Genomic DNA, 22,265 nt, shown 5'->3' with positions numbered 1-22,265 from the left:
CGAGAGCCATGGTGAGCGGTGCCGGCTGGCGGCTGGCGCTCCTCTACGCCTTTCTGTTCTTCGAGCTCGGCGTCAATCTTCCGTTCTTCCCGCTGTGGCTGCAGGCTCAGTCCCTCGGAAGCGAGGCGATCGGCATCATTCTCGCCGCCCCGCTGATCGCGAGGGTCCTGGCGAATCCGCTCGTCGCGTCGGTCGCCGATCGCAGCGGGCGCATCTGGCTGGCGCTCTCGGTATGCGCCGTGTTGGTGGCGGCCGGAACCGGGCTGCTGTTCGCAGTGTCGGGCTTCTGGCCGATTCTGCTGGTCGTGATCGCGATCGCCCTGGCGCAAGGACCCCTGATCGCGCTGGCCGATGCCATGACGCTCGGCCGTCTTGTCGGCACATCCCAGCCCGAACTGGCATATGGGCGGATCCGCCTCTGGGGAGCGATCGGCTTCGCCGTCGCCAACCTGGTCGCCGGCTGGTCCTTCGAGTGGTTCTCGGCTTCGTCCGTCATCGTGCTGCTGCTGGCATCCGCGATCCTGACGGCCGCGGCCGCCTTCAGTTGTTCTGGGCCTGCAACAGCCGCGCCCAGGGCAGGAAATGCCGGAGGCGCGTCACCGGTCCGCCCCGCGCTCCTCGCCGGCGTGATTGCCGGTGCCGCGCTCGTTCAGGCGAGCCACGCCGCATTCTACGGCTTCGGGACGCTGCACTGGCAGGCGAACGGCATCTCCGGTGCGGCGATGGGAGGCCTTTGGGCGCTCGGCGTGCTGTCGGAGATCGCGCTTTTCGCCATGCTCGGCTATCGCATCCGCGGTGCGGCGAGTGCTGCCACCCTCCTGCTCGGCGCGGCCCTGGTCACGATGTTGCGCTGGAGCTTCATGGCGCAGGATCCGGGTGTAACGGCGCTGGCGCTCCTGCAACTGACGCACGGCATCACGTTCGGAGCGACACATCTCGGGAGCATCTTCCTGCTGGCGCGGCTGGCGCCGGAAGGGATGGAGGCGCGCGTGCAGGCCTGGCTCGCAGGCGGCTGGGCCGGCGCGATGGCCGGGCTGACGGCGCTGTGCGGCACGCTCTACGAGTCATGGGGCGAGCAGATCTATCTCGGCATGTCCGCCGTCTCCGCAATAGGGCTCGCGCTTCTGGTCGGCGTCGCACTCGGACTGCGCCGCACTGTGGCGCGGGAGCCGGCGAACCTGGCCTGAGTGGCGGCAAGCCTGCCGGCAACAATGGGATGACCAGCCCAGAGTTGGGATTCTGAGCTAATCCGCGCTCCGCCCGCTGTTGCTAGCGTCTCGCATACCGTCCCGACGGACTTCGCAGGGCGCAACGGCGCTCGCGGAGGCATCGTGCGGCGGCCCTCAGAGGAAGAGTTCGATGCAGAGGCGAGGCTTACGGCGTCCGGGCGCAGTGGCGGGGCACCGGGAAGCTGCCGCGGAGCGGGCATGACGCGCAGCAGGGCTTCATCGCGCACCGGCGGGGTCGTGCTCGTGGTCGTCGTCGCGCTCGCCGTCGCCTCCTGCAACCGGGAGGAGAAGGAGGCGGCGCCTCCGGTTCGATACGTTCGGACCGTGACGGTCGAGCCGCCGCGCCAGGCGCCCGACCTCAGCTTCACCGGTCACATCGAGGCTCAGGATCAGGCCTCTCTGGCTTTCCGCATCGGCGGGCGGCTGGCCGAGCGCCGGGTCGGCGTCGGCGCCAGCGTGGGGGAGGGCGAAATCGTCGCGCGACTCGACCCCGAGAACGAGCTCAACGATCTCCGTTCGGCTCAGGCGGCCCTGACGGCGGCGCAGGGCGACCTTCGCAAGGCCGAGAACCAGTTCCAGAGGCAGAGCCATCTGCTCGAGCGCCATATCACCACACAGGCGGATTTCGACGCCGCCAAGCAAGCGCTCACCGCCGCGCGTGCACAGGTCGAGGCAGCCCAGGCGCGCGTGCGCTCAGCCGAGGACGTCGTCGGATTCACGACGTTGAAGGCGGATGCGCCCGGCATTGTCACGCGCGTCGGCGCCGAGCCTTCGGAGGTCGTCACGGCCGGCCGCATGATCGTCCAGCTCGCGCGACGCGAAGGGCGGGACGGCGTCTTCGAAGTGCCGGCCGATCTGGTGCGCCGGCTCACCCCGGACATGCCCGTGAGGGTCACCATCGCCGGGGAGGCCGGAGCCGAGGCGGCCGGCCGCATACGCGAGATCGCGCCGCAGGCGGACCCCGTGACCCGCACCTTTCGTGTCCGGGTCGGGCTGACCGAGCCGCCGCCGGCCTTCAGGCTCGGTGCAGCGGTCTCGGGCGCTATCAGCGGGGGGGCGGCGAGCGCGATGACCATCCCGGCGACCGCCCTGACACGGCGCGACCAGGCGACCGGTGCCTGGGTCGTCGACCCGAAGAACCTGACCGTCTCGCTGCGCAAGCTCGACGTCGCGAACGCAGATCCAGCCACCGCCAGGATCACAAAGGGATTGGACGTTGGCGACATCGTCGTCACCGCCGGAGCCGGGCTTCTGCGTGAAGGCCAGCGGGTACGCCTGATCGGAGCCGAGCCACGATGAGCTTCAACCTCTCCGAATGGGCGCTGAAGAGCCGCTCGGTCGTGATCTATCTCATGATCGTCGCGGTCGCGGCTGGAATCTTCGCGTTCATCCGCCTAGGCCGCAACGAGGACCCGGCATTCGTCATCAAAACGATGGTCGTCTCGGCGGTCTGGCCCGGCGCCACGATGGAAGACACGTTGAGCCAGGTGACAGAGCGTCTCGAGCGGCAGCTCGAGGAGACGCCCGGCCTCGACAGCGTGCGCAGCTACACCAAACCCGGCGTGACGACGATTTTCGTCAACCTCAAGGGCGAGGTCCCGGGCCGCGTGGTGCAGGATACCTGGTACCGCGTGCGCAACCTCATCGCCGACATGCGGCACACGTTGCCGGCGGGCACGCTCGGGCCCTTCTTCAACGACCGCTTCGGCGACACCTTCGGCATCATCTACGGATTTACTTCGGACGGCTTCACCAGCCGGGATCTACGCGACCATGTCGAGACCGTCCGGTCGCGCCTGCTGCTGGTGCCCGACGTGTCGAAGATCGAGATCGTCGGCGCGCAGGACGAACGCATCTTCGTCGAGTTCTCGGTCAGGGAACTGGCCAATCTCGGCCTCGACCGCTCGGCGCTGCTCGCCGCCCTCCAGGCGCAGAATGTCGTACGGCCAGCAGGCGAGGTCCAGACGCAGGACGAGAAGTTCTCGGTGCGCGTCTCCGGCGCCTTCCAGTCGGAAGCAGACCTGCTGAGCATCAATTTCCCGGTGGGCGACCGCATGGTCCGCCTCGCCGACATCGCGACTGTGCGCCGCGGGCAGGCCGATCCGCCGACCCCGATGTTCCGCGTGAATGGGCGCGACGCGATCGGCCTCGGCATCGCCATGCGCGAAGGCGGAGACATCCTCGCGCTCGGCAACAACATCAAGAAGGCGATGGCCGCGGTCACGGCGGGCCTGCCGCTCGGGATCGAACCCTATCTCGTCGCCGACCAGGCCGTGACGGTGTCCCACGCGATCGACGATTTCATGACCTCGCTCTGGCAGGCCGTGGGCATCATCCTGGTCGTCAGCTTCATCAGCCTCGGGGTGCGCCCCGGCCTCGTGGTCGCCCTGGCGATTCCGCTGACGCTGGCGATCGTCTTCGCCTGCATGCTGGTGGCCGGGATCGACATGCAGCGCATCTCGCTCGGCGCGCTCATCATCGCGCTGGCGCTGCTGGTCGACGACGCGATGACCACGACCGATGCGATGGTCACGAGGCTTTCCGCCGGCGATGAGAAGATGAAGGCGGCGACCTTCGCCTTCGACAAATACGCAACGGCGATGCTGGCCGGCACCCTCGTGACGATCGCCGGCTTCGTGCCGATCGGCTTCGCCGCAAGCTCCGCCGGCGAATACACCTTCTCGCTCTTTGCCGTCGTGACGATCGCGCTCGTCGTCTCCTGGTTCGTGGCTGTCCTCTTCGCGCCGGTGCTCGGCGTGGCGCTTCTGAAGGCGCCCGATGCCGCGTCCCAGCGCAAGGAACCGGGCCGCGTCGAGCGCGGCTTCCGCTCGCTGCTTTCGGGTGCGATCAGGCTGCGCTGGGTGACCATCGCTGTGACGCTCGCGCTGTTCGCGGTATCGATCCTCGCGCTGCCACTCGTGCCACGGCAGTTCTTCCCGGCGTCGGACCGCCCGGAGCTGCTGGTCGATCTCACGCTGCCGCAGAACGCTTCGATCTATGGGAGCGAGGACCTCGTGAACCGCTTCGAGGCGTCGCTCAAGGGCGACCCCGATGTCGAGCGCTGGAGCACCTATGTCGGCCGCGGCGCGATCCGCTTCTATCTGCCGCTGAATGCGCAGCTGCCGAACGACTTCTTCAGCCAGGCGGTGATCGTCGCGAAGGACGTGGCGGCGCGCGAGCGGCTTCAGAAGAAGCTCGAGACGCTGCTCGCCAAGGAGTTCCCGAACGTGGTGGGGCGGGTCTCGCCGCTCGAACTCGGTCCACCGGTGGGCTGGCCGGTCCAGTATCGCGTCAGCGGCCCGGACATTGCCGAGGTCCGCGGCATCGCGATGCAGCTGGCTCAGGTCGTCGCTTCGAATCCCAAGGCGCTGCAGATCAATTTCGACTGGATCGAGCCCGCCCGCGAGCTGCGCCTGCGCGTCGATCAGGACGAGGCCCGGCGGCTCGGTCTCAGCTCGGCGGCGGTCGCTGCGATCGTCAACACCATAGTCTCCGGCACTGTCGTGACCCAGGTGCGGGATTCCATCTACCTCGTCGACGTTGTGGTGCGTGCCCAGGATGCCGAGCGTGCCTCGCTCGACACCTTGCGCAGTATGCAGGTGGCGCTGCCTAGCGGCCGTTCCGTGCCGGTGTCGCAGTTCGTGAGCTTCAGCTACGGGCTCGACGCGCCGCTGATCTGGCGCCGCGACCGCGTACCGAACCTGACGGTCGCTGCCGATGTTCCGCCCGGCACCTTGCCGGACGCCGTGGTGAGTTCCTTGCAGCCCTCGGTGGACGCGCTCCGGAAGACGCTGCCGGCCGGCTACGAAATCACCGTCGGCGGCACGGTCGAGGAAAGCGCCAAGTCCCAGGCCTCGGTCATGGCGGTGATCCCGGTGATGCTGCTGATCATGTTCACCGTCCTGATGGCGCAGCTCAGGAGCTTCAGGCTGTTCGCGATCGTGCTCAGCATCGCGCCGCTTGGCCTCGTGGGCGTCGTCGGAGCGCTGCTGCTGTCTGGCAAGCCGCTCGGCTTCGTCGCGCTGCTCGGCATCCTCGCGCTGATCGGCATCATCACCAAGAACGCTGTTATCCTGATCGGGCAGATCGAAGACGAGCGGGCGGCGGGCAAGGGCGTGGTGGAGGCTGCGGTCGATGCAGCCGGCACACGTTTCCGCCCGATCGTGCTGACGGCGATCTCGACGGTGCTGGGCATGATCCCGATCGCGCCGACGGTGTTCTGGGGGCCGATGGCCTTCGCGATCATGGGCGGCCTGCTGGTCGCCACGGTGCTGACGCTCGTCCTCCTTCCCGTGCTCTACGTCGCCGTCTTCGACCGCGCGACGGCGCCCAGTGGGACAAGGCGGGCCGTCAATGCGGGGGGCTCCCTGTCATGAGCGCGGCCAAGACCAGGCGGGGACCCATGAACAGCTTCGGGCGGGCGGCAGTGATCGCGCTGCTTGGCGCAGCCCTCGGCTCATGCGGCAATGAGCCTGCGCCGCAATCCGAGGGCAGGCCCGTCGGGGTCGTCACCGTCGAGGCGGGGCAGTTCTCCGACGACATCCAGCTCAGTGGCGAGATCCAGGCCAAGAAGGACCTCGGGCTTGGCTTCCGCATCGCTGGGCGCGTCCTCGAGCGCCCGGTCAATGTCGGCGACCGGGTGAATGCCGGGCAGATCATCGCCAGGCTCGAGCCGGCCCTGGAACAGAACGCGCTGACCGCCGCCAAGGCGGCGCTGGCGGCGGCGCGCGGAGAGGTCGACACGGCACGCCGCACCTTCGAGCGTCAGGAGCGGCTGATGTCGGAAGGCTTCACCACGCGGCCACGCTTCGACCAGGCGCAGCGCGCGCAGGAAACCGCCCAGGCGGTGCTGGAGAATGCCGAAGCGCAGGTGGAGCTGGCGCGGGACCGGCTGGGCTTCACGGAGCTTCGCACGGATGTCGCCGGCGTCGTCACGGCGCGGCAGATCGAACCGGGCGAAGTGGTGCAGCCGGGCCAGATCGTCGTCCAGATCGCACGAGACGACGACCGCGACGCCGTCTTCAACGTACCCGCGACCGTGCTCGACACCCATCTCAGCGACGCCAGAATTCGTGTCGCGCTCGCCGATGCGCCCTCGGTCACGGCCTACGGCACCGTGCGCGAGGTGGCTCCGCAGGCGGATCCGGTGACGCGAACCTTCGCGGTCAGGGTCGGTTTGCAGAACCCGCCAGAGGCCATGCGGCTCGGCTCGACCGTCGTGGGCACCATCGAGCTGACCACCGCTGCGATCATCTCGGTTCCGGCGAGCGCCCTGACCCAACAGGGGCTCTCGCCGGCCGTCTGGATCGTCGAGCCCGGCAAGTCCACCGTGTCGCTGCGCAGTGTCGACGTGCTGCGTTTCGATCCCGGGAAGGTCATCCTGGCGCAGGGGCTGGAGCCCGGGGAGACGATCGTCTCGGCAGGCATTCAGGCGCTGCACCCTGGCCAGCGCGTCAGGCCCTTGCCGGAGCGGAAGCCTTAAGGCCGGGATGGCTGGTTGCCGCCTCGCCCCTGCCGCTGTGAGCGCGGCGGCAGGATCTGGTTCCGGCGCCGCAGCCGGTGCGTTTCGGGTCTGGCCGACCAATGTGATGTTTCCCTGGCAGAGGGCATCGATGGAGATCATTCCAGCAGTCGGAGAAGCGGAGAAACTGGGAACGGAACTGCTCGTCCTCGGCGTTTTCTGCGATGGCCCCCTGACGGGCTCGGCGCGCGCCGTGAATGACCGCAGTGCCGGCCGGCTTGCCGCGCAACTCGCGCGCGACGGCCTCTGGGAGGATGCCGGAGCCACGCTGCCGATTGGCCGGCTGCCCGGCGTCGCAGCACGGCGCATCCTGCTGGTCGGTTTGGGGCGCGCCGAGGCGTTCTCGGAGCGCGCGTATCGGCAGGCTCTCGCTGCCGTCGCCAGACGTCTCAACGACGAGCCTGTGAACGAAGTGGTCGTGACGCTCGCGGAGAACGAGGTGCCGCGCCGGACGCTCAGCTGGCGGATGCAGCAGGCCGGGCTCATTCTCGCGGACGGCCGCTACGATTTCGGGCTCAACGATCGGAGCGTGCGGGAGGAGCGACGCAGCCTCATGCTGCTCGTCCCTCAGGCGCTGACTTCGGAGCTGGTCGCTGCGCTTCGCCAGGGTGTCGCGATCGGAGAGGGGGTATCCTTCGCCAAGGAGCTCGGAAACCTGCCGCCGGAGGAGTGCACGACGGCCTTCGTGACCCAGACGGCGGAGGCGATGGCGCGGCAGTTCGGCTTTGGCATCGAAATTCTCGGACGGCGCGAATTCGAACGCCACGGTCTCGCGACCTTTCTCGCGCTCCAGCAGCAGACGGCCGACGACTGCAGGCTGATCGTCCTGAAACGGAACCAGCGCATGGCGGCAGGCCGCCCCATCGTGCTGATCGGCAATGGTTTGGCGGCTTCCGAGGCCGTGCCGGAGCTTGAGCACCGCCTGCATCGCGCGCCGATCCGCGACATGCGCAGCATCGGCAGCGTTCTCGGAGCCATGCGGACCGTGGAAAGGCTGCGGCTCGCCTTGAACGTCGTGAGCCTGATCGTGGTCAGCCAGAGCGAGCTTCCACTGAGCGTTCGGCCACGGTCGCGAAGTGCCGCGCCGGGCCATCGGGCCGCCGCGCCGAGACCGTCCCTGCTCGGCGACGTGCTGAGTTATGCCGCGGATTTCTCGCCGAGCTGCGTGATCGACGTCGCCGCGCTGACCCGGGCCTGCGTCGTGGCGCTCGGCAACCAGGCCAGTGGGCTGTTCGCCAATGACGAGGCGCTGGCATCCGAGCTGCTGAGATGCGGCGGGACCTCGGGAGACCGCGTCTGGCAGCTGCCATTATGGGACGAGGAGGGCGCATTGTCCTCGGTCCGTGGCGAGGCGGAACAGGCCGAGGGGCCTCCGGACGCGGTTGCTGCCGCTTCGAACCTGGCCCGCTTCGCGACCGCGTATCCCTGGGCTCATCTCGATATTTCCGGAACGGCCTCGACCGCCGGATGTATGCGCAGGGCGACCGGACGTCCGGTTCCCCTGCTGTCCGAGTTCCTGCTCGGACGCGCGCGGGCGGCCCCGGGCCGTTCCAATTTCCACCACCCCCAGAGTACGGAGCTGCACTCATGAGCGATCTGGTCTTCATCGGATTTCCGACGGAAAAGCAGGCGGAAGAGGTCCGCCAGAAGGTTCTCTCGCTTCAACGCGAGTACCTGATCGAGCTCGGCGATGCCGTGGTCGTCGTCAAGGATGAGAAGGGTCACGTCAAGCTCAACCAGATGATCAACCTGACCGCCACGGGCGCTGCCTCGGGCGCGCTCTGGGGCACGCTGATCGGGTTCATCTTCCTGGCACCGCTCGTCGGCACAGCCATCGGCGCGGCCTCGGGCGCGCTGGGTGGCCGGTTCAGCGACATCGGGATCAACGACCAGTTCATGAAGGACGCAGCCTCGTCGCTGCAGCCGAATACTGCCGGCCTGTTCCTGCTCATCCGCAAGATGACGACCGACAAGGTGCTGGCCGATCTCAAGGGTGCCGGCGGAACGCTGATCAAGACGTCCTTCGACGAAACCAAGGAAGAGCAGCTGCGCGAGGCGCTCGCTGCGGTGACGAGCGCGCATCCGGCTACGACGTGAGCCTGGACTGGAGCCCGGGAGCGGAGGCCGCCTCATGGGCGGCCTCGACTGCGCGTCTCGACGATTTCCGGCCTCTGCTTCCGGCGGAGGAGGAGATCGTTGCCCGGCTCAAATCTGGCAGCTTCGACAGGCTGGGGGACGGTGTCCTCCCGGCGGAGCCCGATCCCGCGCGCGTCGTGCGGGCGGCATTTCTGCGCTTTCTGATCCTGGGCGGCGAGCCAGGCTGCCGCCCGCATGAGAAGGGCGTTCTGGTCCGGGGCGCCTGGATATCGGATGCGCTCGATCTCGAGGCCTGCCGCGTCTTTCGCGACATCGGGCTGAACGATTGCCATTTCGAGGCGACGCCCGTGCTGCGCGCGGCCATCATCAATCGTCTGTTCCTCGATGGCTCGCGTCTACCAGGGCTTCAGGCGGAACGGCTGGAGGCGCGCGGCGGAATCTATCTCCGCGGCGCCGAGGTCGAGGGTGGCATCAATCTCGATCAGGCCCGTCTCGGCGGCAATCTCGAATGTGACGGCGCGGCGGTGCGCAATCGCGGCGGCTATGCGCTGCTCGGCCGCAGCCTGGAAGTTCGCAATCTCCTCCTGCGCGGGGCGACGCTGAAGGGCGGCGCGAGCCTGTCCGGCGCGGCGCTGGATGCCGATCTCGACGCCGCCGGCGCGGTGATCGCGGCCTTCGAAAGCATGGCGCTCGACGCCGCGGAGATCACCTGCGATGGCAGCGTGGTGCTGCGGAACGCGCAGATCGCCGGCGAGGTGCGGCTGACCGGCTCGGCCATTGCCGGCGATCTCGACTGCTCGGGAACCGTCGTCGAGAACGAGGGAGCGGCAGCGATCGAAGCGAGCCGGATCGCCGTCAAGGGCGCGTTCTTCCTGCGTCGCGAGGCCCGGCTCGGCGGCACGCTGGCGCTCACGGGCGCTTCGATCGGCACGATCCATGACGAGGCCGCCTGCTGGCCGAAGGTCGGCGACCTACTGCTCAACCGCTGCCGCTACGGCGCCTTCATCGACGGCCCCGTGGACGCCCGGAGCCGGCTGGACTGGCTGGCCCGCCAGACGCCGGAGCGCTGGGGCGAGGATTTCTGGCCGCAACCCTATGAGCAGCTTGCCTCCGTCTTCCGCGAAATGGGGCATGGCGAGGATGCCAGCTCCGTGCTCGTTATCAAGGAGAGGCTGCAGCGCCGGGCACGCCGGGCGCGCCGCGAGAACCGTGTCTGGCGCGGAGCCCTCTTCGTTTCCGACGGAATCCTCGGCATCACGCTCGGCTATGGCCGCCGGCCGCTTTTCGCCCTCGTCTGGCTCACCTTCTTCTGGCTGGCGGGCGTTGCCATCTTCGCTCATGCAGAAACACAGGGCGCGGTGATGCCCAACAGCGCCGTGGTGCTGCGCGCGCCGGAATGGACCCTGTGCGGCGTCGAGCGGGGCGAGAACAGGCATCTGGTCGCGAGTGGAACCTCGCAGGGCCTGGCGGAACCGGGGCAGAACCAGCTCGCCTGCTTCCGGCAGCGCTGGGAGGCTTCGAGCTACCCTGTGTTCAGCCCCTGGATGTACTCGCTCGACACGCTTCTGCCGGTGCTGGACATGGGCCAGCGCAGCTTCTGGCGGCCGAATCCGAGCAAGCCGGGCGGGCGCATCGCGATCAACTATTTCTACTTTCAGTCGGTCGTCGGCTGGGCCTTGAGCCTGCTCGCCGTCGCCGGCTTCTCCGGCCTGGTCAAGTCGTCATGATGCGGCTGGTCGCAACAGTAGGGGTGACGTTTTGAGCAAGGCACCTTCCAACCCCGGTCGCGCCGACGACGAGCGCGGCGGAAACCCACGGCGCGCGCCGCTGAACATCGACCTCGCCCTGCAGGGCGGCGGCGCGCATGGCGCCTACACATGGGGCGTGCTGAACCGAATCCTCGAAGAGGACTGGCTGACGATCGAGGCGATCTCGGGCACCTCGGCCGGCGCCATGAATGCGGCGGTGCTGGCTTCCGGCTACGCAAGCGGGGGGCGAGAGGGCGCGCGCGATACCCTGAACCGCTACTGGCGGAAGGTTGCCGACGCTGCACGCTTCAGCCCTTTCCAGCGTTCGCCGCTCGACGTGCTGCTCGGCCGCTGGACACTGGACACCTCACCGCTCTTCGTTGCGATGGACATGATGTCCCGTGTCGTCTCGCCCTATAGCCTCAACCCGATGGGCACGAACCCGCTGACGGACATCCTCGCCGAAATCATCGATTTCGACGCCGTCGCGAAAGGCCCGATCAAGCTGTTCATCTCCGCGACCAATGTCAGGACGGGGCGCAACCGCGTGTTTCGCAACGCCGAGATCACGCCGCAGGTCCTGCTGGCATCCGCATGCCTGCCGACCCTGTTCCACGCGGTCGAGATCGACGGCGAGAGCTATTGGGATGGCGGCTATTCAGGCAATCCGCCCATGACCCCGCTGATCGAGGAGAGCACGGCCAGCGATACGATCCTGGTGCAGATCAACCCGGTCGAACGGCCGGGCACGCCCCGGACGGCGCGGGAGATACTGAACCGCCTCAACGAGGTTTCCTTCAACGCCGTGCTGCTGAAGGAGCTGCGCATGATGGCGCTCCTGCAGCGCGAGGCCGTGTCAGGCTCGGGGGAGGGTGCACGCTGGGCGCGCATGCGTGTCCACCGTATCGCCAGCGACGCGATGACGGAGCTCGGTTACTCTTCCAAGCTCAACGCCGAATGGGAGTTTCTCACGATGCTCCATGACGAGGGCAGGCGCTCCGCCGAAGCGTTCTATCGGACGCATCGCGACGAGATCGGGAAGCGATCGACGCTCGATCTCGCCGAATTCACCAAAGGGGTCTGACGCGTGTCTTTACAGCAGTATCGAGCCGGTGCGGCATGGATTCCGGTGCGGGGTTGGGCAGGGCGATGACGAGCGGCAGCATCCCTCAGGCAGCCCAGGTCGTGGTCGCCACCATCCTGGTGGTCGCGGCGCTGTCGATCGCGAGTTCCGTCTTCGCTCCTGTCGCCTTCGCGCTGTTCATCATCGCGCTGGTCTGGCCGCTGCAGAAAGCCCTGCAGCGCTTTTTGCCGCGGCTTCTGGCGCTGGCCGTCAGTGTCGTCGTCATGACCGTCGCATTCATCTATGTCGGTTCGCTGGTGGTGTCGGCGTTCGGGAGCGTCGGGCGCTGGATCGTCAGCGACGCGGCGCGCTTCCAGACGTTCTATGACCAGATCACGACCTGGCTCGAGGGACACGGGATCGCGGTGGCCGGAGCCTGGTCCGAGGCCTTCAGCTTCAGCTGGATGCTGCGCACCGCACAGACCGTCACGGGCCGCCTCAACAGCACGATGAGCTTCTGGCTCGTCGTTCTGGTCTATGTCTTTCTCGGCCTGCTCGAAGTCGACGATTTCGGCCGCAAGCTCCAAGGCATGCGCAATCGTGCCGCTGGCGCTCTGCTTCTGCACGGCAGCATGCTGACCGCGGCCAAGATCAGGCGTTACATGCTGGTGCGAACGCTGATGAGCGTGATCACCGGCGTCCTGGTCTGGCTTTTCGCCAGGGCCGTCGGGCTTCAACTGGCCGAGGAATGGGGCTTCATCGCCTTCTCGCTGAACTATATTCCGTTCCTCGGCCCCCTCGTCGCTACGGTCTTCCCGACGCTGTTCGCTCTGACGCAGTTCGGTTCCTGGCAGGCGGTGGTCGCGGTCTTTGCCTGCCTCAACCTGATCCAGTTCGTCGTCGGCAGCTATGTCGAGCCGCGGGTGGCCGGTAGCGCGCTCTCGATCTCGCCGGTGACGGTGCTGTTCTCGGTCTTCTTCTGGAGTTATCTCTGGGGCGTGTTCGGGGCATTCATCGGCGTGCCCATCACCATCGCCTTTCTGACCTTCTGCGCCCTGCACCCTTCGAGCCTATGGCTCGCCGAGATCTTCGGCTCGCCGCAGAAGGACGAGCAGCCTGCCGAAAGCGCCGCAATCACGTTGTGATGGCCGGTTGCCCGGGCGCCATCACGATGCGCTGCGGCTCGAGCAATGCGAGGGCGTCCGGAGCCGCCGCCAGCGTGTGGATATAGAAACAGGTCGGCTCGGCATCCGTCGCCTCCATGACCGGGGAGGGGGCGGAAACGATCTTCAGCGCGCCGCAACGGCCGATCCAGTCGATATGGCGATGACCGTGCATCGCGACCATCCGGGGTGCGACCGGCCGGAGCAGGCGCAGCAGGCGGCTGCCGTTGATCAGCGCCGTCCCGATCCGTTCCGAAAAGGCTTTCGCCGGCTTCGGGTACTCGATCGGATGATGATGGAGCGCCAGGATCCAGCGCGCGTCCGGAAAGCTGCGGGCCGCGGCGAGCGTCGCCTGAATGTCTTCCTCGGCCACGAGCCCGAGCGCGTTCGTGAAGGAGAAATGGGCCTCCACATTGGAGTTGAGCAGGATGACGCCGAGCCCATCCGGCTCGGACGGCGGCAACACCATCGGAAACGCGTCCGCCCAGACCGCTTCGAGCCCGGCAGACCGACGCAGCCCGCCGCAATCGGCGAAGGCGGCAATCTTTTCGCGATGCGGCTCCAGCGCGGCGTTCAGGCTCCCCGCCAGGCTGGTCCGGCGTTGATCGAAGACCTGCACGCGACCGCCCTGAAGAGCCGCCATGACCGAGAGCGTCCGCATCTGCCGCAAATGCTTGCCGGGGCTGCCCGGCAGTTCGAGCCGCGCTGGATTGGCGCGGTCGACGATGTTGACGTCGTGGTTGCCCGGCAGGATCAGGCAGCGTTCCGCCAGCGCGGGATGACGCTGCATCGCATCGAGGAACTCGCCCCATTCTGCGGAGCGCCCGGCATCGGTCATGTCGCCGGTGATCAGCAGCAGGTCGAGGGGCTCGCGCCGGTGTATCTCTTCCAGCCTGTCGAGGACCTGGAGGAAGCGTTCGTTGCCGCGCGGGCCGGCGCGCCCGCTTTCGATCCGGAATCCATAGCGCTCGCCGACGACGTGGACGTCGGAGAGATGCGCTACACGCCAGCGGCGTGTGCCTTCCGGCACGATGTCGAAGCCGCCCAGGTCGCGCGGCTGGTCCATCAGCCCGTCGGCCAGGCCCCAGAGCAGCGAGGCGAGCGCCAGGTAGAGCGCCATCAGAGCCACGGCATTGGCCAGCGCGGGGAGCAGCAGTCGCTGGGGGGCGATGAAGTCGGCGAAGCCCCCCGACCAGCGCGTCGCCGGCCAGACCAGGGCAAACACCGCTGCGGCGGCGGCGCAACCGAGCAATCCGGCACCGATAGCGCTGCCGGAGCGCAGCTTGGCGCGGCGATCGGGATCGGCGCCGGCCGGAATGAAGCTCTCGGCCAGGTGCTGCAGACCCTCGCGGCAGATGGCGTAGCCGGGCTGAACCACCAGCGCATTGAGCGACCAGAAGCTCTTCTCTGCCATGCGGAACAGCGGCCGGAACGCATACCAGCCGAGGACGCCGACGAGCGCGAGCAGCGTGAGGCTGCCCATCCCGGTCAGCGCCATCACGCGGCCGGACACGGAGGCGATCCATGCCGTGACGACCAGAGGCGCCGCGCCCAGCAGGAGGCTCGGCAGCAGCGCGCCGAGAACCCAGGCGAGGGCGAGCTTGGGCAGGCTGATCTCGCCGAGGAGGCTGCCCGCAATGGCGATCAGCGAACGCTTCTTGGTGCTGCTGACATCGTCCTCGGCGTCGCCGTCGCGCGGCTCGATGATCATCGGCATGGCGGTCTGGCCGGGCAGGGAACCTCGATGGGCGGAAGCCTTGGCTGATGCATGCTGTCCCCGAGATGCGGCACGGAAAGCCATCCTGCATATCGAGGCGCCGGCCGCCACCCGAGGCAGCCAGAATGGGACGGGGCGCACAGGAGTGAGACGTCGGGCTGATGTTGCCCTTCGGGGCTGAGGCTACCTTGCCGTCGAGCGCGACGATCAGCAGAGGCGGAATTGGCATGAAGGCGGCGGCAGCAGCCGAAGAGACGCCGCTCTCGGCACTTCTCGGCCGGGGCTTGGGGCTGCTGCTGTTGTGGCTGATCCTGATCGGGCCGGCACTCGGCGATCTGCCCGTCGGGCTCGCCGCGAGCGCTGCCGGTGTCTGGGCGAGTACATGGCTCTGGCCGCCTGACGGGAAACTGTCCGGGCTTGGCATCGTCCGTTTCGTCATCCGGTTCCTGCCTCAGTCGGTGGCTGCAGGGCTCGAGGTTGCTCGCCGCGCCTTTGCGCCCACGCCCGACCTGCAGCCCGGCTTCACGACCTGCCGCTCCACGATTCCCGCAGGCCTCGCGCGCGACTCCGCCTGCGCGGTCATGAGCCTGCAGCCGGGCAAGCTGCCCATCTCCGCCGATGCCGACGGCACGTTGCTGATCCACTGCCTCGACATCCGCGAGGCCGTGGCCGAGCAAATTGCCGACGACGAGATGTCATTCCGGCGAATCCTCCAGCAGGGGCGAGCCGATGCCTGAATTTCTCGCCGCAGCGGCGCTCGTCATCCTGGCCGTCACGGCAGTCGCGCTGTTCCGGGTGCTGCGTTCCCGGGTCGCCGCGGAGCGCATGATGGCGGTGCAACTGCTCGGGACGGGCGGCGCCGGAGCGCTCCTGCTGCTGGGGGCGGCCTCCGGATCGCCCGCGACTATCGACGTCGCGTTGCTGCTGGCGTTGTTCGCCGCATTCGCCTGCGTCGCGTTCGTGCTCGATCCCGCCGAACCAGCCGGCGAAGATTCGCCGGAGGAACAGCCATGAACGGGCTGGTCGATATCGCCACCATGGTCCTCGTGAGCATGGGCGCGGTTCTCTTCCTGGCGGGCGCTCTGGGGTTGCTGCGCTTCCCCGATACGCTCAGCCGGCTTCATGCCGTCAGCAAGGCGGACAATCTCGGACTCGGCCTGATCGTGATGGGCCTATTGCCGCAGGCCGAGAGCGTCTCCGGCGGCCTCAAGCTGATCTGCGTCTGGCTGCTCGCCCAGATTTCGGCCGCAACGGCGAGCCAATTGCTCGCCCGCAAGATCCATCGCGATGAAGGCAGGTCATGATGGTCCTGCTCGACCTCGCGCTGGCCGCTTGGCTGCTCGCCCTCGCGCTCCATGTCGTGATGGAGCGCAACGAGCGCAGTGCGATCATCGCCTTCCTCGCCCTCGGGCTTCTGCTCGGGCTGGTCTGGGTTCGTCTCGCGGCGCCCGACGTCGCGCTGACGGAGATCGCCATCGGAGGAGGGGGAACCGGAATCCTGCTGCTTCGGGCAGAGGCCGCGCTGCGCGGCCGCGGCAAGCACGAAGAAGGAGCGACGCGCGGGGGCAAGCTCGCCGTGGCGGCCGGCTGCGCCGTGATTTCCGCGGGGCTCGGATTCGCCGTGCTGGCTCTGGCGTCCCCCGCGCCCACGCTTGCACCGGCGGCATCGGACGCGATCGCCGCGACCGGGCTCGGCAACCCCGTCACCGCCGTGCTTCTGGCCTATCGCGCACTCGACACTCTGCTGGAGAAGGTGGTGGTGCTGCTCGCACTGGTCGGCATCTGGTCGCTGGCGCCCGACGGCATCTGGGGCGGCGCTCCCGAGGTCGCACCCGCTGCCGTTCCCGGCCCGCTCGCCTGGCTGGCCCGCATCCTGCCGCCCTTCGGCGTCGTGATCGGCGTCTACATGTTCTGGGTCGGGGCGGACGCGCCGGGCGGCACCTTCCAGGCCGGAACGGTCCTGGCCGCGATGTGGCTGCTGGTGATCATGGCTGGCCTTCTTCCCCCGCCGGATGCCGCAAGCCCTGCGCTGCGGCTCGTGCTGGTCGGCGGCCCAGCCCTGTTTCTCGCCATCGCCTTTCTCGGCTTCATCGTCGCGGACGGCTTCCTCGCTTACCCGGAGGGGTTCGCAAAGCCGCTCATCGTCGCGATCGAGGCCGCATTGACGCTGTCCGTCGCAGCCGCGCTGGCCATGCTGGTCGCCGGCCCGGCCCGAAAGGCGCCGGCACGATGACGGCGGTGCTTCAGCCCGGCGTCCTGTTCGGTCTGTGTGGCGCGGTGCTCGTCGGCATCGGGCTGTTTGCCATCGTCACGCACCCCGCGCTGCTGCGGCGGATCGTCGGCTGCAACATCCTCGGCGCCGGCATCTTCCTCGTCTTCGGCGCCGTGGCCCGGCGTGGCGCAGGCGCCGGGCTCGATGCCGACCCTGTGCCCCAGGCGCTGGTGATCACCGGCATCGTCGTCGCCTTCTCGGCAAGTGCGCTTGCGGTGGCCCTGCTGAAGAGGCTGTCCGAGCTGAGCGTGGGCGAGGGGCGAGCAGCGGAACCAGCCGCCCCCCGGAGTGAGACGTGACGTCAGTCCACGCCACCACGCCGAGCGGCTTCCTGCTGGTCCTGGCCGTAATCCTGCCGGTTTGCGCCGTCCTCGCCATCGTCGCCTGCGGGCCCCGCAGCGCCGCCCGGATCGCGATGACGACGCTGGCGGCCGGTCTTGCCGTCGCCATCGCGATTGCCATGGAGTTAGTGGCCGGCGGGACGGCGCTCTCCTACGTCGTGGGCGGCTGGCAGCCGCCGCTCGGCATTGCGCTACGGGCCGACGGCCTGTCGGGCGCAATGATCGTCATGACGGCGCTGGTCCTGGGCGCGGTCGGGCTTTTCGCGCGGTCCCAGTACGCGCTTCACGACGGCGGGGGCGCCGGCCGGGCGCAGACGACGTTCTGGATTCTGCTGCTGGCGCTCGCGAGCGCCCTCAACGCGACGTTCGTCGGCGAGGATCTGTTCAATCTCTATGTCGCGCTCGAGCTGCTGACCTTTGCGGCGGTGCCGCTGGTCTGCCTCGACGGCCGGGCGGAAACCGTGAAGGCCGCCCTGCGCTACCTCTTGTTCGCGCTGCTCGGGTCGCTGCTCTATCTGCTCGGGACCGGGCTGATCTACGGGCAGTACGGAACGCTGGATCTGCTGGCGCTTTCGCAACTGAGCCGCGAGGATCCAGCCCTGTCGGCCGCGCTCGCGCTGATGATCGTCGGGTTGCTCGCCAAGGCGGCGCTGTTCCCGCTGCATCTGTGGCTGCCACCGGCCCATGCCGGAGCGCCCGCTCCGGCCAGCGCCGTGCTCTCGGCGCTGGTGATCAAGGCGCCCGTCTTCCTGATCCTGCGGCTGGTGCTCGATGTCGCTCCGCCGCAGGCGGCCGCCGTCGCGGGCCAGATGCTGGCCGTCCTCGGGGCTGTATCGATCCTCTTCTGCAGCGTCATGGCGCTTCGGCAGGCGCGGCTGAAGCTGATGATCGCCTATTCCACCGTCGCGCAGATCGGCTATCTCTTCATCGTCTTTCCGCTCGCGGCCGGCTCCGCCGATCTGCCGCCCTGGAGCACCATCGCCTGGACCGGCGGCGCGCTGCAGCTCATCTCCCATGCGCTTGCCAAGTCCGCGATGTTCCTGGCCGCGGGCGTCGTCTACGAGGCTTTCGGCCATGACCGCATCGCCGATCTGCGCGGCTTCGGCCGGGTGCTGCCGATCAGCGCGGCGGCGTTCGGCCTCGCGGGCCTGTCGTTGATGGGGATTCCGCCGAGCGGCGGCTTCGTTGCGAAATGCCTTTTGCTCACGGCCGCCGTGGCCGAGGGCTATCCCTGGCTGGCGGCGACGATCCTGGCCGGCGGGCTTCTCGCCGGCGGCTATGTCTTTCGCGTCATCGACAAGGCGCTGGCCAATCCCGCCGCTCCGATCGTTGTGCAGCGTGCGGTGCCGCGCCGGCTGGAAATCGTGGCCCTGGCGCTGGCCGCAGCTGCCGTGATGCTCGGCTTTCTGCCTTTACGCCCCTTCGAGTTCCTGCAGATCGGCCGCAGCGGCGTCAGCATGGCGGGGCTGCCATGACCGCCTCGGGCCTGGTTCTCGTCGCAGCACTGCTCTTTCCGCTCGCTCTCGCGGCAGGCTGCCTGTCGGAGAGGCTCCGGGCTCGCGCGCTGGGCGTGCTCGTCCTGGCCCCGCTCCCGGCGCTCGCGGCGGCGCTCCTCGTTCCGGACGGGCGTTTCGCGCTCTTCCCGGCGCCATTTCGCCTCACGCTCGTGCTCGACCGGCCGGGCGCGATCCTGCTCGGCGGTGCGGCCTTGCTCTGGAGCGCGGCCGGCGCCTATGCCGCCTCGTCGATGGCGCGCGATCCAGCGAGGTCCCGCTTCGCAATCTGGTGGCTGCTGACGCTCGCGGGCTGCCTGGGCCTCTTCATCGTCGGCGATGTCGTCAACTTCTACCTCCTGTTCACGCTGGCGAGCCTCGCTGCCTACGGCCTGATCATCCATGAACAGAGTGCGGCGGCGCATCGGGCCGGCGTCATCTACGTCGTGCTGGCGCTGTTGGCGGAGGCATTCCTGCTGATTGCGTTGGTCATGCTCGCAGCGACCTATCCCGACGCGAATCCGCAAATCCGCAGTGTGGTCGCCAATCTCTCGGGCAATCCGATGCGGGACGGCATCGTAGCGCTGTTCATCCTCGGCTTCGCGCTGAAGATGGGGTTGGTGCCGCTGCATGTCTGGCTGCCCCTGGCACATCCGGCCGCGCCCACGCCGGCCTCCGCCGTGCTCAGCGGCGTCGTGGTCAAAGCCGGCGTGATCGGGCTGATCCGCTTCCTGCCTTTCGAGGCGGGCATGCCGGTCTGGGGGGGCGTGCTGATCGGTTTCGGCATTATCACCGCCTATTACGGTGTGATCGTGGGGGTGACCCAGCGGCGCGCCAAGACGATCCTGGCCTACTCCACGGTGAGCCAGATGGGGCTTCTGGCGGTGCTGCTCGGTGTCGGCCTCGACGCCGCCGATCCAGCCGCGACGGAGCTGACGGCCTATTACGCGGTTCACCACACGCTGGTGAAGGGCGCGCTCTTCCTCGGGATCGGCGTTCTGGGCGCGACGGGCGGGCGGCGGCTAGGGCTTGTATTGCTGCTGACGGCCGTGCTCGCGCTGAGCCTCGGCGGGTTGCCGCTGACCAGCGGCGCGCTGGCAAAGCTCGCGACCAAGCCGATGCTCGGCTATGGCTGGATTGCCGGCGCCATGACGATGGCCGGCGCGGGCAGCACCATGCTGATGGTGCACTTCCTGCTGACTGTCCGGAATGACACGCGCGACAACCCGGCTGCATCGCCGCCACGCGGCCAGCTCGTGCCCTGGCTGACCGTGACGGCCGCGTCGCTCATCATCCCGTGGGCTCTCTATCCGATCGTTTCCGGCGAGCCGGTGGCCGGTTTGCTCCAGCCGGCCGCGCTCTGGAAGGTCGCGTGGCCGATGCTGCTCGGCGCGGCGGCGATGCTGATTCTGCTCCGCTTCCCGCGGAGGCTCGGCGCGATCCCGGAGGGAGACATCGTCGAGCTGGCTGGGGCAGGGGAGCCGTTGGTTCGCCGTGCTTCGGATCGTGTCGGCGATGTCGACGCCCATCTCCGCCGCTGGCCGATGGCCGGTTTCGGCCTGATCGCTCTTGCCATCCTGCTTGGCGGGGCTTTGATGCTCCGGGCCTGACGAGCCGCCTCCAAGGGATCGCCGCGTGACACCGATCGAAAGCACTGCAGCCGTCACCGTGGCCGCGATCGCGCTGTTCACCTGGAACCGGCTGCCGGTCGTCGTCGTCGCGATCGGGGCGGCACTGGCCCTATGGGCGACAGGGGTGGTCTCTCTGGAGCAGGCCTTCGCCGGCTTCGGCGACAGGGCCGCGCTCTTCGTCGCGAGCCTTTTCATTGTCAGCGCGGCGCTGGAGAAGACCGGCGTCACGGCCTGGGCCGGGCAGTATCTGATCGCCAAGGCCGGAACCGGCCAGACAAGGCTGCTGATCATCATCATGGTCGCGGCCGGCTGCCTCAGCGCGCTGATCAGCGGCAGCGGCGCGGTCGCGGCGCTGATGCCGGTTGCGGTCATGGCCGCTGTGAGGCTGCGTCAGTCTCCGTCGCAGCTGCTGATGCCGCTCGCATTTGCCTCGCATGCCGGCGCCAACCTGCTGCTGACCGGCGCGCCGAAGAACATCCTTGTGTCGGAAGCGCTAGAGGATATCGGGCTGCAGGGCTTCGCCTTTGCGGAATTCGCGTTGATCGGCGCGCCCCTGCTGGCGGGAACGATCGCGATCATCCTGCTGCTCGGCAAGCGTCTGCTGCCGGCGCAGAACAGCGCGCGGCTGCCGGCCGATTTCAGCCGGCACGCTCAAACGCTTGTCGAGCATTATGGGTTAAGCGACGGGATTCACAGGCTTCGTGTCCGCCGGACGTCGTCCTATGTCGGGATTTCTCCAAACGATGTCGAAGTCGGCGGAGAGCGGATCAGCCTGATGGCCGTGCAGGCCGGAGACACGGGAATGCCGTTGCGGGCGCCCGCCGTTTCCGAAGGCGACTACCTGCTGGTGCGCGGAGACGCCGAGGCTGTCGCTACGCTGGCAGCCGACAGGCACCTGGCTTTGCGGGAGGAGGGCGCCGCGACCGGGCTGTTCAGCCGCCGCTCGGGCCTTGCCGAGGTCGTGATACCGCCGCGTTCGGCGTTGATCGGCCGCGCCCTGTTTCCCGGGATGGTGACGGATAGCGGCGATCTCGTGGTGCTGGCCATCCAGCGCGCCGGCGTCGATATCGCGCCCGGCGAAACCTTGCTGGCAGGCGACACGCTTCTGCTCGAAGGCAGCTGGGAGGCGCTCGATCTGCATCTGGACGATCCCGATGTGCTGGTGGTCAACTCTCCCGATCTCGTCCGGCGCCAGGCCGTGCCGATGGGACCCGGCGCGGGCGTGGCGCTGGCGGTGCTCGCAGGGTTGGTCACCGCGCTCGCGACAGGCATTCTGCCGCCGGCCGTCGCCGGGCTGCTCTGCGCCGGAGCGCTGATCGGCGCTGGAATCCTGAATGTCGAACAGGCCTACCGCGCGATCAACTGGACGACGGTGATCCTGATCGCGGCGATGATGCCGCTGTCCACGGCCATGGTTCAGTCGGGCGCCGCCAAGGTCGTCGCCGACCATCTCGTGGCGCTGACCGGCGGCGGCGGTCCGATCGTCTTCCTCGCGGGCCTCTTCGTGCTGACCGCGTGCCTCGGCCAGGTCATGAGCAACACGGCGACCACGATGCTGGTGATCCCGATCGCCATGGCCGCGGCTGCCGGCATGGGCGTCTCGCCGAGGCCGGTGCTGATGAGCCTCTGTATCGCCGGCTCGGCCTCGTTCCTGACGCCGATCGCGACCGCGACCAACATGATGGTCATGGGTCCGGGCGGCTACAACTTCAACAGCTACTGGAAGCTCGGCACTCCGCTGATGATCTGGTTCTTCGTCGTCGCGGTTTTCGGCGTCCCGATGATCTGGACGTTCTGACAGTGCTTTGCGCCGCTCGCTTAAAGCGCTTTTTCCCATTAGGGCCATACGCGAAAGGTTGCCGGCCTAGGTAATTTAAGTTCCATAATATATCTTATGCGAATCATGAATGTGTGGACTGAGGGCCCGACCGACGCTCTGAGCCGCCTCCCTCTCGTTTCGAAGAAGATGCCGAGTCTCTGTTCTGCTGTG

The 22,265-nt window shown here is 68.2% G+C and carries 18 protein-coding genes; 17 read left to right on the top strand and 1 reads right to left on the bottom strand.

Annotated features, from left to right (window positions below):
- The first annotated feature begins 8 nt into the window (after positions 1 to 8).
- The 9 genes from BoBH3_RS10705 (at position 9) to BoBH3_RS10665 (ending at position 12,803) form a co-directional block, all read left to right on the top strand.
- The gene (locus BoBH3_RS10705; protein ID WP_262330776.1) at positions 9 to 1,187 is read left to right on the top strand and encodes an MFS transporter; all 1,179 of its coding nucleotides are present in this window, start codon (positions 9 to 11) and stop codon (positions 1,185 to 1,187) included.
- A 240-nt stretch (positions 1,188 to 1,427) separates the two neighbouring features.
- Positions 1,428 to 2,528, top strand: coding sequence for an efflux RND transporter periplasmic adaptor subunit (locus BoBH3_RS10700; protein ID WP_262330775.1), 1,101 nt, complete (start codon positions 1,428 to 1,430; stop codon positions 2,526 to 2,528).
- On the top strand, positions 2,525 to 5,605 hold the full coding sequence (locus BoBH3_RS10695) for an efflux RND transporter permease subunit (RefSeq protein ID WP_262330774.1): 3,081 nt from the start codon (positions 2,525 to 2,527) through the stop codon (positions 5,603 to 5,605). Before BoBH3_RS10700 ends, BoBH3_RS10695 begins: the two co-directional genes overlap by 4 nt.
- A 26-nt stretch (positions 5,606 to 5,631) precedes the next feature.
- The gene (locus BoBH3_RS10690; RefSeq protein ID WP_262330773.1) at positions 5,632 to 6,711 is read left to right on the top strand and encodes an efflux RND transporter periplasmic adaptor subunit; all 1,080 of its coding nucleotides are present in this window, start codon (positions 5,632 to 5,634) and stop codon (positions 6,709 to 6,711) included.
- 130 nt (positions 6,712 to 6,841) lie between these two features.
- On the top strand, positions 6,842 to 8,341 hold the full coding sequence (locus tag BoBH3_RS10685; RefSeq protein WP_262330772.1) for a M17 family peptidase N-terminal domain-containing protein: 1,500 nt from the start codon (positions 6,842 to 6,844) through the stop codon (positions 8,339 to 8,341).
- Positions 8,338 to 8,847 carry a DUF1269 domain-containing protein gene (locus BoBH3_RS10680; protein WP_262330771.1) on the top strand — a complete coding sequence of 170 codons (510 nt, stop codon included), beginning with the start codon at positions 8,338 to 8,340 and terminating at the stop codon, positions 8,845 to 8,847. Before BoBH3_RS10685 ends, BoBH3_RS10680 begins: the two co-directional genes overlap by 4 nt.
- Positions 8,844 to 10,574: a hypothetical protein gene (locus BoBH3_RS10675; RefSeq protein ID WP_262330770.1), complete on the top strand. Its 1,731-nt coding sequence runs from the start codon at positions 8,844 to 8,846 to the stop codon at positions 10,572 to 10,574. The genes BoBH3_RS10680 and BoBH3_RS10675 overlap by 4 nt, the downstream gene beginning before the upstream one ends.
- A gap of 31 nt (positions 10,575 to 10,605) precedes the next feature.
- Positions 10,606 to 11,679, top strand: a complete 1,074-nt coding sequence (locus tag BoBH3_RS10670; protein ID WP_262330769.1) for a patatin-like phospholipase family protein — start codon at positions 10,606 to 10,608, stop codon at positions 11,677 to 11,679.
- Between the two features lie 65 nt (positions 11,680 to 11,744).
- Positions 11,745 to 12,803: an AI-2E family transporter gene (locus tag BoBH3_RS10665; RefSeq protein ID WP_262330768.1), complete on the top strand. Its 1,059-nt coding sequence runs from the start codon at positions 11,745 to 11,747 to the stop codon at positions 12,801 to 12,803.
- On the opposite strand, the gene BoBH3_RS10660 is transcribed toward BoBH3_RS10665, so the two are convergent.
- A complete protein-coding gene (locus tag BoBH3_RS10660) occupies positions 12,793 to 14,538 on the bottom strand; it encodes a metallophosphoesterase family protein (RefSeq protein WP_262330767.1) in 1,746 nt (581 codons plus the stop codon). The two genes, BoBH3_RS10665 and BoBH3_RS10660, sit on opposite strands and share 11 nt — an antisense overlap.
- A 227-nt stretch (positions 14,539 to 14,765) precedes the next feature.
- On the opposite strand from BoBH3_RS10660, the gene BoBH3_RS10655 reads away from it, so the two are divergent.
- Genes BoBH3_RS10655 through BoBH3_RS10620 form a run of 8 tightly spaced genes read left to right on the top strand, consistent with a single transcriptional unit; the run spans position 14,766 to position 22,073 of the window.
- Entirely contained in the window at positions 14,766 to 15,275 is a 510-nt protein-coding gene (locus BoBH3_RS10655) for a Na+/H+ antiporter subunit E (RefSeq protein ID WP_262330766.1), read from the top strand.
- Complete coding sequence (locus BoBH3_RS10650; protein WP_262330765.1) at positions 15,268 to 15,552, top strand: monovalent cation/H+ antiporter complex subunit F; 285 nt, start codon at positions 15,268 to 15,270, stop codon at positions 15,550 to 15,552. Before BoBH3_RS10655 ends, BoBH3_RS10650 begins: the two co-directional genes overlap by 8 nt.
- Positions 15,549 to 15,842, top strand: a complete 294-nt coding sequence (locus BoBH3_RS10645; RefSeq protein WP_262330764.1) for a monovalent cation/H(+) antiporter subunit G — start codon at positions 15,549 to 15,551, stop codon at positions 15,840 to 15,842. Before BoBH3_RS10650 ends, BoBH3_RS10645 begins: the two co-directional genes overlap by 4 nt.
- Positions 15,839 to 16,771 (top strand): Na(+)/H(+) antiporter subunit B, encoded by a 933-nt coding sequence (locus tag BoBH3_RS10640; protein ID WP_262330763.1) that lies wholly within the window; start codon positions 15,839 to 15,841, stop codon positions 16,769 to 16,771. Before BoBH3_RS10645 ends, BoBH3_RS10640 begins: the two co-directional genes overlap by 4 nt.
- Complete coding sequence (locus BoBH3_RS10635) at positions 16,768 to 17,109, top strand: NADH-quinone oxidoreductase subunit K (protein ID WP_262330762.1); 342 nt, start codon at positions 16,768 to 16,770, stop codon at positions 17,107 to 17,109. The genes BoBH3_RS10640 and BoBH3_RS10635 overlap by 4 nt, the downstream gene beginning before the upstream one ends.
- Positions 17,106 to 18,626 carry a complex I subunit 5 family protein gene (locus BoBH3_RS10630; protein ID WP_262330761.1) on the top strand — a complete coding sequence of 507 codons (1,521 nt, stop codon included), beginning with the start codon at positions 17,106 to 17,108 and terminating at the stop codon, positions 18,624 to 18,626. Before BoBH3_RS10635 ends, BoBH3_RS10630 begins: the two co-directional genes overlap by 4 nt.
- Positions 18,623 to 20,254: a complex I subunit 5 family protein gene (locus BoBH3_RS10625; protein WP_262330760.1), complete on the top strand. Its 1,632-nt coding sequence runs from the start codon at positions 18,623 to 18,625 to the stop codon at positions 20,252 to 20,254. Before BoBH3_RS10630 ends, BoBH3_RS10625 begins: the two co-directional genes overlap by 4 nt.
- Before the next feature lie 25 nt (positions 20,255 to 20,279).
- Positions 20,280 to 22,073 (top strand): SLC13 family permease, encoded by a 1,794-nt coding sequence (locus tag BoBH3_RS10620; protein ID WP_262330759.1) that lies wholly within the window; start codon positions 20,280 to 20,282, stop codon positions 22,071 to 22,073.
- The last annotated feature ends 192 nt before the right edge of the window (positions 22,074 to 22,265 follow it).

The organism is Allobosea sp. BH3, from assembly GCF_025499465.1.
Lineage (GTDB): Bacteria > Pseudomonadota > Alphaproteobacteria > Rhizobiales > Beijerinckiaceae > Allobosea.
Note: the sequence above shows the minus strand (reverse complement) of the source record. Positions and strands in the feature narration are given on the sequence as shown.